This is a genomic window from Phenylobacterium sp. VNQ135 (assembly GCF_049445735.1).
Classification (GTDB): Bacteria; Pseudomonadota; Alphaproteobacteria; order Caulobacterales; family Caulobacteraceae; genus Phenylobacterium.
The window spans coordinates 95,859-109,291 of sequence record NZ_JBMSDS010000005.1 but is presented as its reverse complement, the minus strand read 5'-3'; the positions used below and the strand labels follow the sequence as shown (position 1 = coordinate 109,291).

Here is a 13,433-nt window from a genome sequence, read left to right as displayed (position 1 = left end):
AGGAACGGACCGGCGCCACAACTAATAGCGTTAAGGTCGCGTTTACACCCCCAGAATCGGTGGGTAGCGTCCTCACGAGTGGGGAGACGCGATTCGATGACGGCCGGCGCGCCCTGGAGCGTCAAAGGGATCGACCCGAGGGCCCGCGAGGTCGCCAAGGACCTTGCCCGGCGCTCGGGCATGACGCTCGGCGAATGGCTCAACCACGTCATCCTGGAAGACGACACGCCCGAGGAGGCGGCTTACGAGGCCCAGGTCTCCGAGCGGCCGCTGCGCAGCGTCCAGGGCGGCGGATATCACGCCTATGAGGCGACGCCGCGCTTCGCTCCGCAGGCCGCGCCGTCGAACGAACTCGCCCGTGTCGTCCATGCCCTGGATCGGCTGAGCGACCGCATCGAGGCTTCCGAGACCCGCACCGGCCTCGCCATCTCCGGCGTCGAGCATTCCGTGCGCCAGGCCCTGGCCCGGGTCGAGACCACCGAGCGCGAGGGCTATGCGCTGACCGAGCGGCTGGCGCGGCTGGAAGCGGGTCCGCGGTCGGCGGAGGCGTTGCGCATCCTCGAGGACCGCATCACCCGCATCGAGGCGGGCGAGCGCCGCTCGGCCCAGGCTGTCGAGCAGATCGGCCGCCAGGTGCTGGCCATGGCCGAGGCCGTGAACCGGCGCCTGCAGACGGCCGAGCAGCAGAACGCCGAGGCGCTCGAGCAGGTGGGCGGCGAGATCGCCCGCATCGCCGGCGCCGTGGAGGCCCGGCTCGCCCGCGCCGAGCACGCCCAGGCCGACAGCCTCGAGCGTTTCGGCGCCGAGATCGGCCGTCTCACCGACCGCTTCTCGGAACGGCTGGTCGCCGCCGAACAACGCTCCGCCCAGGCCATCGAAGAGGTCGGGCGGCAGGTGGCCCGCGCCGCCGAACGCATGGAGCAGCGCCAGGAGCGCGCCATCGGCGACCTGGCCGAGCGCATCCGCGAGAGCGAGGACCGCACCCCCTCGCGGCCTGGCGACGCCCCCGACCGGTCCTCCGGATGGGCCGATCCCGTCCCGGCCGCGGCGTTCGAACCCGCCGAGGCTCCGGTCCGCCCGGCCGCGACGCCGGACATCCCGCCCCGCGGCCCGTTCGGCGCCGAACTGTTCTCCCGGGCTGAGCCGATGGCCGAAGGCTCGGTCGATCCTGTCCGCCCGACGTTCGCGCCCGAGGACTTCGCCGCGGCCGAGGGGTTCGCGCCGCTCGCGGAGCCTCTCGACGACGACGTCTTCGAACTTGGGAGCCCCGAGCCCGCCGCCGGCGCGCGGCCGCTCTCGACCCGCGAGGTGATCGACCAGGCGCGCGCCGCCGCCAGGGCGCAGCTCGGCGCGCAGCAGAGCGCCGCGGCCGATCAGGCGGGCGCCCGGCCCCGGCCGATCGAGGTCCGCGCCAAGCTCGACCGTCGCCAGGCGGGCGGCCGCATGTTCCAGGGCTTCGGCGCGCCCCGCGTCCGGCGCCCGAACACCGCCGTCCAGACCGCCCTGATGGTCGCCGGCAGCGCCGCCTTCCTCAGCGTCGGCGCGGCCGGCGTGGTGCTGATGAACGGCCCTCAAGGCGGGCAGGGCGAGCTCAAGCAGGCGCAGCTCGAACGCGGCAAGGGCGAAGCGTCGCTCGCCGCCGAACCGCGCGCGGCGGTGGCGATGGTCCCCGAAGCCGCGCCGTCCGAACCCCCGGTCGCGACGACGGAGATCCAGCGGCGCTTCGCCGAGGCCCTGCGCCTGGCGGAAGCCGGCAAGCCCGGCGGCCTGGCCAGGTTGAAGGCGGTCGCGGAGGACGGCTATGCGCCGGCCCAGTTCTATCTCGCCCAGCTCTACGAGACGGGCGCCCTGGGCGTCGTGCAGAACCTGCCCGAGGCCCGCCGGTGGACCGCCCGCGCCGCCGAGGCCGGCGAGCCCAACGCCATGCACAATCTCGGCCTCTACTACTTCCGCGGCGACGGCGGTCCGCAGGACCTGGCCTCGGCCGCCCAGTGGTTCCGCAAGGCCGCCGAGCAGGGCGTGGTCGACAGCCAGTACAACCTCGGCCTCATGTACCAGTCGGGCAGCGGCGTGCAGCAGGACCCGGCCGAGGCCCTGAAGTGGTTCAGCCTGGCGGCCGCCCAGGGCGACGGGCTGGCTCGCGCCGCCGTCGACAAGCTCAAGTCCGGGCCCGGCGACGCCGGTCCGAAAGCCGCGCCGAAGAACGCCCGGGGCTAGCCGCGCCGTGCGGGCGGGCTAGGGTAGGCGGGCATGGACATCTACCTGCCCATCGCCGAGGTCTCGGTGAACGCGCCCCTGCTCGTGGCGCTCGGGCTGTTCGTCGGCTTCATTTCCGGCATGTTCGGCATCGGGGGCGGCTTCCTGATGACGCCGATGCTGGTCTTCCTCGGCATCCCGCCAGCGGTGGCGGTGGCCAGCATGTCGAACCACGTCGCCGCCTCGTCCATGTCCAGCGTCATCGCCTACGGCCGCCGCCGCGCGGTGGACCTGCGGATGGGCGGCGTGCTGGCGGCGGGCGGGGTCGTCGGCGCCTTCGCGGGCGTCGAGCTTTTCCGCTGGCTCCGGCTGCTCGGCCAGGCCGACCTCGTGGTGGCCGTCTCCTACCTCCTGTTCCTGGGCGTCATCGGCGGCCTCATGCTCACCGAGTCCCTGGGCGCCATCCTGCGCCGTCGCCGCGGCGAGCCGCCGCCGCCGCGGCGCGACCGCCGCCCGGTCTGGCTCTACGGCCTGCCGCTCAAGATGCGCTTCCCGCGCTCGCGCCTCTACATCAGCGTCATTCCGCCTCTGGCGCTCGGCGCCTTCGTTGGCGTGCTGTCGGCGATCATGGGGGTCGGCGGCGGCTTCATCCTGGTGCCGGCCATGGTCTACCTGCTGCGCATGCCGGCCGGCGTCGTCGTGGGCACCAGCCTGCTGCAGATCATCGTCACCACGGCGCTCACAGGGGTGCTCCAGGCGGGCCGCAACCAGACGGTGGACGTGGTCCTGGCCATGCTGCTGCTGGCGGGCGGCATCGTCGGCGCCCAGTACGGCGCCCGCGCCTCCCAGCGCTTTCGTGCGGAGGAGCTGCGCGCGGTGCTCGCGCTGATCGTCCTGCTGGTCGGCCTGCGCATGGGCCTGGGGCTGTTCATCACCCCCGACGAGCCGTTCATGCTGATGACCGGGATGCACGGCTGATGGCGGCGGACGCGCCTCCGGCCTCGGCGCCGCCGCCCGCCATCTCCGCGGCGCTGACCGAGACCAACGTGCGGGTCAGCGCCGACTTCCGGGGCGCGCGGATCGTCCTCTACGGCGCGGTGTTCCAGCCCGACGACAGCCCCTCCGACGTGGTGGTCATCGTCCGCGGCCCGGAGCAGCCGGTGCGCATCGCCCGCAAGGTCAGGGTCGCCGGCCTGTGGCTCAACAGCCGCCCGGTGGTCTTCCACGGCGCGCCCGGCTTCTACATGGCCGCCTCGAGCCGCCCGCTGGACCAGATCGCCACCTTCGGCCAGCTCCGCCGCCTGGGCGCCGGCGTCGACCACCTGCCGATCAACGCACCGGCCGAACAGCGCATCGAGACCCGCTACGGCGTGCGCGACGTGGTCGTCTCCAGCCTGGGCGCCGACTATTACGTCTGGCGGCGCGCGGTCGTGCGGCTGAAGCAGAACGCCGGGCTCTACGACGAGGACGGCCGGGGCGTGCGCTTCGTGGACCAGGGCCTGTTCCGGGCCGAGATCGCCCTTCCGGCCGGCGCGCCCACCGGCGTCTACCGGGCCGACATCCTGCTGTTCCAGGATGGCCGGCCGGTCTCCAGCCGCGTCCGCACCCTGACGGTCGAAAAGGTCGGCCTGGAGCGGACTCTTTACGTCTGGGCGCATAACAGGCCATGGTCCTATGGCCTGGCCTCGATGGCGTTCGCGCTCGCGGCCGGGTGGGCCGCCTCGGCTGCATTCCGGAGAGACTGATTGCTCATGGATGACGCGCGGCCCCGGCGACGGGTCGAATCCGCCCCGGCTGCGCTCTGGACGATCGCGCTCGCCGCCCTGGCGCCGTTCCCGATCTCGGCCGTCGTCTACGGCTACGGCCCCGCGGCCTATGCGCGGCCGGCGCTCACCGTGCTCCTCAGCTGGACGGCGCTGATGGTGGCCTTCCTGGGCGGCGTGCGCTGGGGGCTCGAGACCCGCGAGCGCAAGCCCCGCGCCTATCGCCTGGCGTTCTCGGCGCTCACCGCGGCGGCGGCCCTGCTCGTCCTGCTGGGCCGCGGGCGCCTGCCCGACGTCTGGATCCTCGGCGGCTTCGTGGCCGTGTTCCTCGTCCAGTGGCTGTTTGACCACCAGACGCCCGACACGCCCTCGCGCTATCCGACGCTTTCGACCGCCATCACCGCCGGCGCCTGCATCTCCCTGGGCCTTGCCCTCGAGAAGGCGCTCAACGCCTGACGCCGCCGGGCGGCAGCACCTCCACCAGTGCGGCGATCAGCCGGCCCCGGCGATAGGGCTTGTGCAGCACCACGGCGTCGGCGGGCAGCGGCCGTCCCCCGTCTTCGCCCCGGGCGTAGGCCGTCGTGAACATCACCTTCAGGTCGGGTTTGCTGGCCCGCGCCGCCGCCGCCAGGTCGATGCCGTCCATCCCCGGCATCACGACGTCGGTCAGCATCAGCGCGATGTCGTCGCGCTCGGCCAGCACCTTCAGGGCCGCGGCCGCGTCCCGCACCGGCGTCACCTTGAAGCCCAGCGCCAGGAGCTGCAGGTGGAGCTGGCGGCCCACCAGCTCATCGTCGTCGACCAGCAGGATGCGCTGGCCCAGCCAGTCGGGCGGGATCTCGGCCTCGGCCTCCACGGCCTGGGCGTCGCCGCCCCGGGTCCGCGGCAGGTACAGGCTCACCGTCGTGCCGCGCCCCTCCGCGGTCTCGAGGGTCAGGTCGCCCCCGGCCTGCCGGACGAAGCCGTAGACCATGCTCAGCCCCAGGCCCGAGCCTTGCCCGTCCTTGGTGGTGAAGAACGGCTCCAGCGCCCGCTCGGCCACGGCAGGCGCCATGCCCGCACCCGTGTCGGTCACGGCGATCCGCACGTACGCGCGTTCCTCCTGCAGGCCGATGTCCGGATCGTTGTCCCTCCGGCGCACGCCCTCCACCGTGATGCGGATCTCGCCGCCGGCCGGCATCGCGTCGCGGGCGTTGATGCAGAGGTTCAGGAGCGCCGACTCCAGCTGGCTGCGGCTCGCCCGGCAGTGCAGCCGCGGGTCTGTCTGCACGCTCAGCGCCACCCGCTCCCCGATCGCCTGGCGGATCAGCGGCCCGACGTTCTCCATCAGCGCCTGGCAGTCGATGGTCTCGGACTTCGGCGACCGGTTGCGCGAGAACGCCAGAAGCCGCTCGACGAGGTCGGCCCCGCGCTCGGCGGCGTTGAGCGCCAGCTCGGCCAGCTCGCGCTCCGGGGCCTCGGGCGCGAGCCCCTGCAGCATCGCCTCGGAGCCGCTCATCACCACAGTCAGGATGTTGTTGAAGTCGTGCGCCAGCCCGCCCGTCAGGCGGCCGATGGCTTCCATCTTCTGCGCCTGGCGCAGCCGCTCCTCGGCGGCCACCCACTCGCGCATGTCGCGGGCGATGCCGTATCCGCGCTGGAACTCCTCGGACCAGCCCACCGACCACATCATCGGGGCATAGGCCCCGTCGCTGCGCCGGTAGCGGTTGACGAAGCCGGTGGCCGGGCGGCCCATTCGGGCCCGCAGGGCGAAGCGGACCGAAGCCTCGCGATCCTCGGGATGCACCAGCTCGATGTAGTTGCGGCCGATCAGCGCCTCGGCCGTATAGCCCCACGCCGTCTCGGCATGGCGGTTCACCTGTTTGATCACCCCGTCGCCGTCGAAGACGCAGATGACGTCGTGGGAGTTGTCGAGGATCGCCTGGATCGCCGCCAGCGCCTCGCCCAGCTCCCGCTCGCGCGCCCGCAGCGCCCGCAGCGCATGGGTCTCGGGGGTGGTGTCCAGTCCCTGCACCAGCACGCCCCAGACGCCGTCTTCCGCGTCGCACAGCGGCTGCACCCGGACGTCGACGAAGATCTCGCGCGGCCCCTCCGGCGTCCTCGCCTCGGTCCGCACGCCACGCCAGCTTTCGGCCTCGCCGCTCGCGGCCGCGCGCTGGATGGATTCGATCAGGCCGGGATGCTTCGGCAGGGCCTCCGAGAGGGGCCGGCCCACCATGTCCTGTCCGAACGCCTCCCGGCACATGCGATTGGCCAGCACGACCTCGCACGCCGGACCGCAGACCACCGTGGCCAGCGCCGGCATCTGTTCGAAGGCCGCCTGCAGGGGCGCCAGCAGGTTGGCAGGCGTGTCGTTCACTTGGTCCTGAGCTTCACGAATGTGTCATGACCGCGCACTCTGCGGGAGATCAACGCTTTCCGCACGTTTTGACTATAGTCGAGCTTCGGCGGTCGCGGGTCCGCTGCCGGCCGCCGTGCGTTGAATTGATGCTATGACGATCGCGAACCCTACGCGGAGCCCCGCGTCCCAGATCCCCGCGCAGAGCACGACGCGGTGCGCCGTGCACATCGTCGAGGACGACTCCGCGATCGGCAAGGCGCTGACGGCGCTGCTCGCGCCCCAGGGCCACGCGGTCAGCCTCCACTCTTCCGCCGAGGCCTTCCTGGCGGCGCTGCCCGGTCTTCCGCCCGGCTGCATCCTCGCCGACATCCGCCTGCCGGGGATGTCGGGGCTCGACCTGATCAAGCGGCTGAAGGCGATAGGCGCGCCGCATCCCGTCATCGTCATCTCCGGGCACGGCGACGTCGACCTGGTGGTCGAGGCGATGAAGTCCGGGGCCGCCGATTACCTGCAGAAGCCGATCCGCGCCGCCCGCCTGGCCGAGACCATCGCCCAGGCCTGGAGCGATCAGGCCGAGGCGCTCGCCCAGGAAGCCGAACGGGTCCGCTGCGCCGCCATCCTGAAGACCCTCTCCGGACGCCAGCGCGACGTGCTGGCCGGCATCGTCGCCGGCAAGCTCAACAAGGAGATCGCCCACGAGCTGGGCATCAGCGTCCGTACGGTCGAAGGCTACCGCGCCGACCTGATGGTCAAGACGGGCGCGAAGAGCGCCGCCGAACTGGCCCGCATCGCCGTTCTCGCCGGGCTCTAGGTCACATCGCGCCGCGGTTCATCACGGCCAGCATCCAGCCGGCCATGGCGATCATCATCAGGTTCTCGGTCAGCGAGACGAAGCCCAGCGGGACGTTCGAAGATCCGCCGACGCAGGCGCACTTGAGGTCCCGCTTGTCGACATAGACCGCCTTGAACACCGAGACGGCGCCGATGGTCCCGATGGTCAGCGCGATCGGCGCCGACAGCCAGGTCAGCACGCCCGCCGCCATCAGCACCCCGGCCAGGCCCTCGGCGAACGGGTAGACGTAGCCGTAGCGGACCCACCGCTTGGCCAGCAGGTCGTAGTTCAGGAACATGGTCGAGAACTTCTCCACGTCCTGCAGCTTCAGCATCGCCAGGATGCACATGCTGAAGGCGATGAACCATTCGCCGGCCCGCGCCGTCAGGGGCGTGCCGAACGCCGCCTGACTGGCCGCCAAAGCCATCAACGCCGCCATGGCGAAGACGGCGATCACGGGCCGATAGCTGGTCTCGCCGGGCTCGGCGACCTTCAGCCCGAAATGCCGGCGCAGGTCGTCATAGCCGCCGATCCGGCGGCCTTCGATGAACACCTGCGGAGTGGTCTTCACCCCCTGCGCGGCCTTGAAGGCGTCGGTCTCGGCCCGCGTGGTCAGGTGGCGGTCCTCGACCTGGAAGCCCTTGCGCTTCAGGAGGTCCAGCGCCTTCAGCCCGTAGGGGCAGGTGTGCTCGGGCATCACCATCCGGTGCAGCGTGGCGGTCTTGGTCATCGGGGGCTCGCTTGCTTGCCAACTCTGCCCGCCCATATGGGTTCCGTACCATGGTACGGAGTCAACGGATGGCGGACATGACCATCGCGAACCTGGCCCGCGCCGGCGGCGTCGGCGTCGAGACGGTCCGCTACTACCAGCGCCGCGGCCTGCTGCCCGAGCCGCCCAGGCCCGAGGGCTCCGGCCTCGGCGGCGGCGTCCGCCGTTACGGCGAGGACGAGGTCCGTCGTCTGCGCTTCATCCGCTCGGCCCAGGCCGCAGGCTTCACCCTGGAGGAGATCGGCGAGCTGCTGGAGTTGCACGCCGCCGACGGCCGTCCCCGGGCGCGGGAGATGGCCCAGGCCCGCATCGCCGCCCTGGACGCCAAGATCGCCGAGCTCGCCGCCGCCCGCGCCGCGCTTTCGCGGCTTGCCTCCCAGTGCGCCCACGGGGGCGAGGGTCCATGCCCGATCCTCGCCGCCTTCGACGACTGAGCCTCAGGCCTTCTTCGGTCGCACGTCGGCGCGGTCCACCTGCACCTGGTGCGGGTAGGGGAAGTTGAGCCCCCGCGCCTCGAAGGTCTCCTTCGCCCGCTTGATCAGGTCATAGCGGGCGTCCATCCAGTCGTCCGGCGTCGCCCAGCAGCGCAGGGTCACGTTCACCGCGCTGTCGGCCAGGGCCGTCATCTTGGCCCACGGCGCCGGGTCCTTCATCACCCGCGGCTCGGCCTCGGCGATCTCGACGAGGGTGGCGAGCGCCAGGTCCAGGTCGTCCTCGTAGTCGATCCCGAAGGTCAGTTCGATCCGCCGGCGGCCCACCCGGTCGTAGTTGACGATCATGTCGCCGAACACCTTGCCGTTGGGCAGGTAGAGCGTGAGCCCGTCGTAATCGTTGACCACGGTGTTGAAGAGGTCGATGCGCCGGACCTTGCCCTGGCGGCCGTTCAGCTCGACGCGGTCGCCCACGCGGTAGGGCCGCTGCAGCAGCAGCATGACGCCGGCCGCCACGTTGCTCAGCGTGCCCTGCAGCGCAAGGCCAACGGCCAGCGAGGCGGCGCCCAGCACCGCCAGCACCGAAGTCGTCTGCACGCCGAGCTGCTGCAGCACCGCGATCAGGCCGACGGCGATGACCAGGTATTTGACGAGGGTGGAGATGAAGACCGGAAGCGTCCGGTCGGCCGGCTGATGCCGGTGCGCCGGCAGGCGCGAGATCCCGCGGTCGACCAGCGCGGCCAGCCGGCCGGCCAGCCACAGCGTCGCCGCCAGGATCAGCAGGGCCACCACCAGGCGCACCGAGAACGCGCTCAGCACGCCGGCCAGGTTGCGCAGCATCACCGGGTCGCCGGACAGCGCCATCCCCAGCATGTCGCCCAGCGGCGCTGCGGCGTCCTGGGCGGCTTTCTCGGCGGTGGTCTGGCCCGTGGTCTGGGCGGCTTCGGCGGGGGCGGCCATGCGGTCGAGGCTCCGGTGATCGGGACCTCGGCAACGCGTGGAGGCGCGCGACGGCGCCCGAGCCTCTTAGGCGGCCCCGTAACGGCTTTCGCCGATGATGGTGTGGTTGCGGTCCGCGACGACCACGTTCACGCCGCGGCCGAAGGCCGACAGCCGTTCCGCCATGGCGTGCGCGCTGCGCTCGGCGGAGGATCCCGACAGGAACATGAGCGAAAGCTCGCCGATCGGGCAGTCGATGCGCCAGCCGCCGGGGGCGGGTTCGACGCAGAGGGTGAGGTCGTCCATGGCAGGTCTCCTCATGTTCGGCCGTCGCCGGCCAGGGCCCCCAAAGCCCACAAAGCCCCCTGGGGGCCGAGGCCCCGAAGAGGTGGAGAGGCCGGCGAACCGGCCTCTCCGACAGCCCTAGGCCGTCTGAAGGTTCGCCGCCGACATCTTGCCGCTGCGCGCGTCCTTCTGCAGTTCGAAGCTCAGCTTTTGGCCTTCGTGCAGCGAGGCCATGCCGGCGCGTTCGACGGCCGAGATGTGCACGAACACGTCGTTGCCGCCTTCGTCAGGCTGGATGAAGCCGAAGCCCTTGGTGGCGTTGAACCACTTCACGGTACCCACAGTCATTGTCGTTCCTTTCCGGACACGAGTTCTCACGCCCGAGAATGGGCTGTGAGATCAAATTTTCGGAGAGGTCGGTGGGCTGATCTCTGCCTGGAAATCAGAATTTCCAGAGAAACCGCCGTAGAGCGTCAACGAATTTGATTGGCTGAGAGTGGCCCATTTCCCCGCAAATGGCAAGTTTTGATTTCGCTGTTCTCAGGAAACAGCGTGTTTTCCGACGGTTGCCAGCTCTGCTGTACGGGATCGCATCGGCGGTTCTGGCGTTCTCCAACAGGACGGAAGGCAGAGGACGCGCATGAACATCGATCGGGTGGTCTTCACCGTGACCCCGCACGACGGCCAGTGGGCCGTGGAACAGGGCGGCCGCTACTTCGGCCACTCCCGCGACAAGGAAGACGCCAAGGCCGCCGCCAACCGCGAGGCCCGCGCCAACCAGGACGCCGGACGCCCCTGCCAGGTCCGCATCGTGGGCGAGCACGGCTTCTTCGGCGGCTGATCCCCCGCCGCCCTTGTATGGCGGAATATGGACGGTCATATTTTGTGCATGGGCAGACCGTCCCACCGCGAGAAGATCCTCTGCGAGGGTCTGAAGGTGGTCCACGAGAAGGGCTTCGCCGGCGCGTCCGTGCGCGACATCGTGCGCGCCGCCGGCGTGCCGCAGGGCTCCTTCACCAATCACTTCGCGTCCAAGGAAGCCTTCGGGCTCGAGGTGCTGAACCGCTACGTGGCGGATTCCGACGCGGTGATGGACGAGACCCTGCGCAATGCGGACCTGCCGCCGTTCGGCCGGCTCGACGCCTACATCGCGCGCGCGATCGAGCGGAACGACGGCGAGGGCATGCGCAACGGCTGCATGATCGGCAACTTCAGCGCCGAGGTTTGCGAGGGCAGCGACGTGCTGCGCGAACGCCTGGTCCAGATCTACGCCGACATGCAGGCGGAGTTCGCCAGCGTCTTGGAGGCTGCGGTCGAGGCCGGTGAACTGCCGAAGGGCTTCGACGTCGGGGCCGCGGCGGAGTTCATCGTGTCCGGCCTCCAGGGGGCGACGCTGCTGGCCAAGGCCCGGCGCGACACCGCACCTCTCGAAAGCTTCCGCGAGCAGCTCTTCAAGACCGTCCTGCGCTGAACGGCGCCGCTTCGCGCGGGGCTGATAGCGGCTTTAGGAATCTTCAATACGGACGAACGTCCATCTTCATTGCGTATCAGTACGGTCGTACGTATTTGGCGTCCTGTCGACGGGCGAAGGGCCCGCCATCGAAGATCAAGGACGTTCAACATGACTGCTCCCGTCGCCCTCATCACCGGCGCGCTCTCCGGCATCGGCCGCGCCACCGCCGAGGCCTTCGCCCGTGAAGGCTATCGCGTCGTCGTGTCCGGGCGTCGCGACGCCGAGGGCCAGATCCTGGCCGACGAGCTGCGCGCCGTGGGCGCCGAGGCCGAGTTCATCCGCGCCGACGTGCGCCACGAGGACGAGGTGAAGGCCCTGGTGGACGGCGCCGTGGCCCGGTTCGGCCGCATCGATGTCGCCGTGAACAACGCCGGCACCGAGGGCGAGATGGGCCCCCTGGTCGAGCATACTCCCGAGAAGTACGCCGCCACCTTCGACACCAATGTGCTGGGGGTGCTGAACAGCCTGAAGCACGAGCTGCGTGTCCTGCAGGCGCAGGGCGAGGGCGCCATCGTCAACGTCTCGTCCATCGTCGGCCGTCTGGGCTTCGCGGGCGCGGGGATCTACGCCGCCAGCAAGTTCGCCGTCGAAGGCCTGACCAAGGTCGCCGCGCTTGAGGCGGCCCCTTACGGCGTGCGCGTGAACGCGGTCGCCCCCGGGCCGATCGACACGCCGATGATCGACCGCTTTACCGGCTCCGACGACAACAAGAAGGCGTTCGGCGCGACCCTGCCGCTGGGCCGCCTGGGCCGTCCCGAGGAGATCGCGAAGACCATCGTCTTCCTGGCCTCGCCGGCCGCCGGCTTCATCACCGGCGAGTCCCTCGCCGCCGACGGCGGCCGCCTCGCCGGCTAGTGCATCCAGAGCGTCGCGCGCTTCTCGAAGCGCACCGACACCAGCTGCGGCGGCCGGGTACCCTGGTCGTCGCGGCGCATTTCCGCCGTCGCGATCCACCAATGCTCCGCCTCCGGCTCCCGCACGCTGAAGCGGAGCCGCACGGTGCGATCGGAAGCCGGCGCGTCCTCCAGGAAGTACGCGCTGACCAGAGCCTGCGGCGTCAGCAGCCGCGTCAGCTCGCCCCCGCGCGGGCAGCGTTCGCGAGGATCCGAGCAGGCCTTGGCCAATGGCCCGGCGTCCGGCCCCCGGGCCTCCTTGGCCAGCTGCTGCATCACCTGGCCCGCCAGCCAGTAGGCCTCGCTGTCGCCGCTGCCGAACCGCGCGAACTGCTCGCCGGGCGAGCTGTCCAGGGCCTTGCAGCGACGCTCCCACGCCTCATGCGGCGTCGGGTCTGTACGCGGCAGGAAGGCGTAGAGTGCGAACCTGCGCTCGGTCTCGATCTTCCTGATGTCGTCGGCGGGCCCGTCCGGCCGGCTCCGGCGCACGGCGATGTCCAGGCTGTCGTACTCGCAGACGCCCGGATGGGACGCCATCCGCACGGGCGAGGTCAGCAGCACATGCTCTTCGACGATCTGCGAGCCTTCGCCCCAGACGAAGTGGTGGGGCTTCGCCTCCTTCAGCAGCAGCTCCAGGATCGGGCCGCTGCGCAGCCGGTTCTCGGCGTCGCCCGGCGCCGCCTGCGCCGCCGTCGCGGCGACGCTCAGGGCGGCCGCGATCGCCAGGGCGGCGACCCTAGTCATGCGCCAGCTGCTTCCAGCCCACGGCCCGAACCCGGCTCGGGCCCAGCGCCCCGGCCAGCGGCGGCCGCACGAACAGGCCCGCGAAAGCCGCGTCGCGCACGTTGAGCCCGCCCGCGTATGCCCCGAAGGCCGGCAGGATCGCCCGCTCGCCGTCGGTGACGAAACAGCGCCGCCGAACGGTGCCGCGGGGCGCGCGCACCTTGGCCGCCGGGTGCAGGTGGCCGGCCACCTCGCCCGGCTGGTGTCCCGCCTGCGGCTCGTGGCGCAGGGTCAGGCCGGATAGCTCCAGTTCGTCGGCGGTCTCGCCCGGCAGCGCCTGCGGCCCGTCGGCGTCGTGGTTGCCGATCACCCAGATCAGCCGCCGTCCGGCCGCCAGCGCCCGAAGACGCTCCGCGTCGTCCGCCGCCAGCCGTTCCTCGGATTTCCGGTCGTGGAAGGTGTCTCCCAGCAGGATGACCACCTCGGCGGCCGTGGCGCTCACCTCGGCCTCGAGGCGGTTCAGGGTCTCGCGCGTGTCGTAGGGGGGCAGCATCTGGCCGCGCAGCGCATAGCTCGAGCCCTTCTCCAGGTGGAGGTCGGCCACCACCAGCGCGCGCTCGGCCGCCACCCACATCGCGCCCGAGGCCCGGAACGTCACCTCGGCCTGCCGCACGCGCGTGCGCAGGCCGCCGCAGTCGCTGGCGGCGAACTGGTAGCTGAAGGTGGGCGTCAGCGCGTTCACGTCGGT

The 13,433-nt window shown here is 71.3% G+C and carries 16 protein-coding genes and 1 pseudogene; 9 read left to right on the top strand and 8 right to left on the bottom strand.

Going from position 1 to position 13,433, the window contains the following annotated elements; genetic code table 11:
- The first annotated feature begins 96 nt into the window (after positions 1-96).
- Genes ACO2Q0_RS18190 through ACO2Q0_RS18175 form a run of 4 tightly spaced genes read left to right on the top strand, consistent with a single transcriptional unit; the run spans position 97 to position 4,415 of the window.
- Positions 97-2,217 carry a hypothetical protein gene (locus tag ACO2Q0_RS18190; protein WP_423352949.1) on the top strand — a complete coding sequence of 707 codons (2,121 nt, stop codon included), beginning with the start codon at positions 97-99 and terminating at the stop codon, positions 2,215-2,217.
- A gap of 33 nt (positions 2,218-2,250) precedes the next feature.
- Positions 2,251-3,174: a sulfite exporter TauE/SafE family protein gene (locus ACO2Q0_RS18185; RefSeq protein ID WP_423352948.1), complete on the top strand. Its 924-nt coding sequence runs from the start codon at positions 2,251-2,253 to the stop codon at positions 3,172-3,174.
- Entirely contained in the window at positions 3,174-3,941 is a 768-nt protein-coding gene (locus tag ACO2Q0_RS18180; RefSeq protein WP_423352947.1) for a TIGR02186 family protein, read from the top strand. The genes ACO2Q0_RS18185 and ACO2Q0_RS18180 overlap by 1 nt, the downstream gene beginning before the upstream one ends.
- Before the next feature lie 6 nt (positions 3,942-3,947).
- A complete protein-coding gene (locus tag ACO2Q0_RS18175) occupies positions 3,948-4,415 on the top strand; it encodes a DUF3429 domain-containing protein (RefSeq protein ID WP_423352946.1) in 468 nt (155 codons plus the stop codon).
- Here ACO2Q0_RS18175 and ACO2Q0_RS18170 read toward each other — a convergent pair.
- Positions 4,405-6,318, bottom strand: coding sequence for a PAS domain S-box protein (locus ACO2Q0_RS18170; protein WP_423352945.1), 1,914 nt, complete (start codon positions 6,316-6,318; stop codon positions 4,405-4,407). The genes ACO2Q0_RS18175 and ACO2Q0_RS18170 overlap by 11 nt on opposite strands.
- Positions 6,319-6,451: 133 nt before the next feature.
- Here ACO2Q0_RS18170 and ACO2Q0_RS18165 point away from each other — a divergent pair, with 133 nt between their 5' ends.
- Positions 6,452-7,111, top strand: coding sequence for a response regulator transcription factor (locus tag ACO2Q0_RS18165; RefSeq protein ID WP_423352944.1), 660 nt, complete (start codon positions 6,452-6,454; stop codon positions 7,109-7,111).
- 1 nt (position 7,112) lies between these two features.
- Here the strand turns inward: ACO2Q0_RS18165 and ACO2Q0_RS18160 are convergent, their stop codons facing one another.
- A complete protein-coding gene (locus ACO2Q0_RS18160; RefSeq protein WP_423353355.1) occupies positions 7,113-7,685 on the bottom strand; it encodes a MauE/DoxX family redox-associated membrane protein in 573 nt (190 codons plus the stop codon).
- A pseudogene (locus ACO2Q0_RS18155) lies at positions 7,674-7,853 on the bottom strand (glutaredoxin domain-containing protein); the annotation flags it as partial. The pseudogene ACO2Q0_RS18155 and the gene ACO2Q0_RS18160, both read right to left, overlap by 12 nt.
- An 86-nt stretch (positions 7,854-7,939) precedes the next feature.
- Between ACO2Q0_RS18155 and ACO2Q0_RS18150 the strand changes: the two are divergent.
- A complete protein-coding gene (locus ACO2Q0_RS18150; protein ID WP_423352943.1) occupies positions 7,940-8,335 on the top strand; it encodes a MerR family DNA-binding protein in 396 nt (131 codons plus the stop codon).
- Between the two features lie 3 nt (positions 8,336-8,338).
- Here ACO2Q0_RS18150 and ACO2Q0_RS18145 read toward each other — a convergent pair whose 3' ends face one another.
- The 3 genes from ACO2Q0_RS18145 to ACO2Q0_RS18135 form a co-directional block, all read right to left on the bottom strand.
- Positions 8,339-9,292, bottom strand: a complete 954-nt coding sequence (locus ACO2Q0_RS18145; protein WP_423352942.1) for a mechanosensitive ion channel family protein — start codon at positions 9,290-9,292, stop codon at positions 8,339-8,341.
- 66 nt (positions 9,293-9,358) lie between these two features.
- Positions 9,359-9,577 (bottom strand): hypothetical protein, encoded by a 219-nt coding sequence (locus ACO2Q0_RS18140; protein WP_423352941.1) that lies wholly within the window; start codon positions 9,575-9,577, stop codon positions 9,359-9,361.
- A 117-nt stretch (positions 9,578-9,694) separates the two neighbouring features.
- Complete coding sequence (locus ACO2Q0_RS18135) at positions 9,695-9,904, bottom strand: cold-shock protein (RefSeq protein ID WP_423352940.1); 210 nt, start codon at positions 9,902-9,904, stop codon at positions 9,695-9,697.
- Positions 9,905-10,196: 292 nt separating this feature from the next.
- Between ACO2Q0_RS18135 and ACO2Q0_RS18130 the strand changes: the two genes are divergently transcribed.
- From ACO2Q0_RS18130 to ACO2Q0_RS18120, 3 genes are all read left to right on the top strand, one after another.
- Complete coding sequence (locus ACO2Q0_RS18130; RefSeq protein ID WP_423352939.1) at positions 10,197-10,397, top strand: DUF2188 domain-containing protein; 201 nt, start codon at positions 10,197-10,199, stop codon at positions 10,395-10,397.
- A gap of 48 nt (positions 10,398-10,445) precedes the next feature.
- Entirely contained in the window at positions 10,446-11,027 is a 582-nt protein-coding gene (locus ACO2Q0_RS18125) for a TetR family transcriptional regulator C-terminal domain-containing protein (RefSeq protein WP_423352938.1), read from the top strand.
- 150 nt (positions 11,028-11,177) lie between these two features.
- Positions 11,178-11,924: an SDR family NAD(P)-dependent oxidoreductase gene (locus ACO2Q0_RS18120; protein ID WP_423352937.1), complete on the top strand. Its 747-nt coding sequence runs from the start codon at positions 11,178-11,180 to the stop codon at positions 11,922-11,924.
- Here the strand turns inward: ACO2Q0_RS18120 and ACO2Q0_RS18115 are convergent.
- On the bottom strand, positions 11,921-12,706 hold the full coding sequence (locus ACO2Q0_RS18115) for a hypothetical protein (protein ID WP_423352936.1): 786 nt from the start codon (positions 12,704-12,706) through the stop codon (positions 11,921-11,923). The two genes, ACO2Q0_RS18120 and ACO2Q0_RS18115, sit on opposite strands and share 4 nt — an antisense overlap.
- Entirely contained in the window at positions 12,699-13,427 is a 729-nt protein-coding gene (pdeM, locus tag ACO2Q0_RS18110; protein WP_423352935.1) for a ligase-associated DNA damage response endonuclease PdeM, read from the bottom strand. Before pdeM ends, ACO2Q0_RS18115 begins: the two co-directional genes overlap by 8 nt.
- Positions 13,428-13,433: the final 6 nt, after the last annotated feature.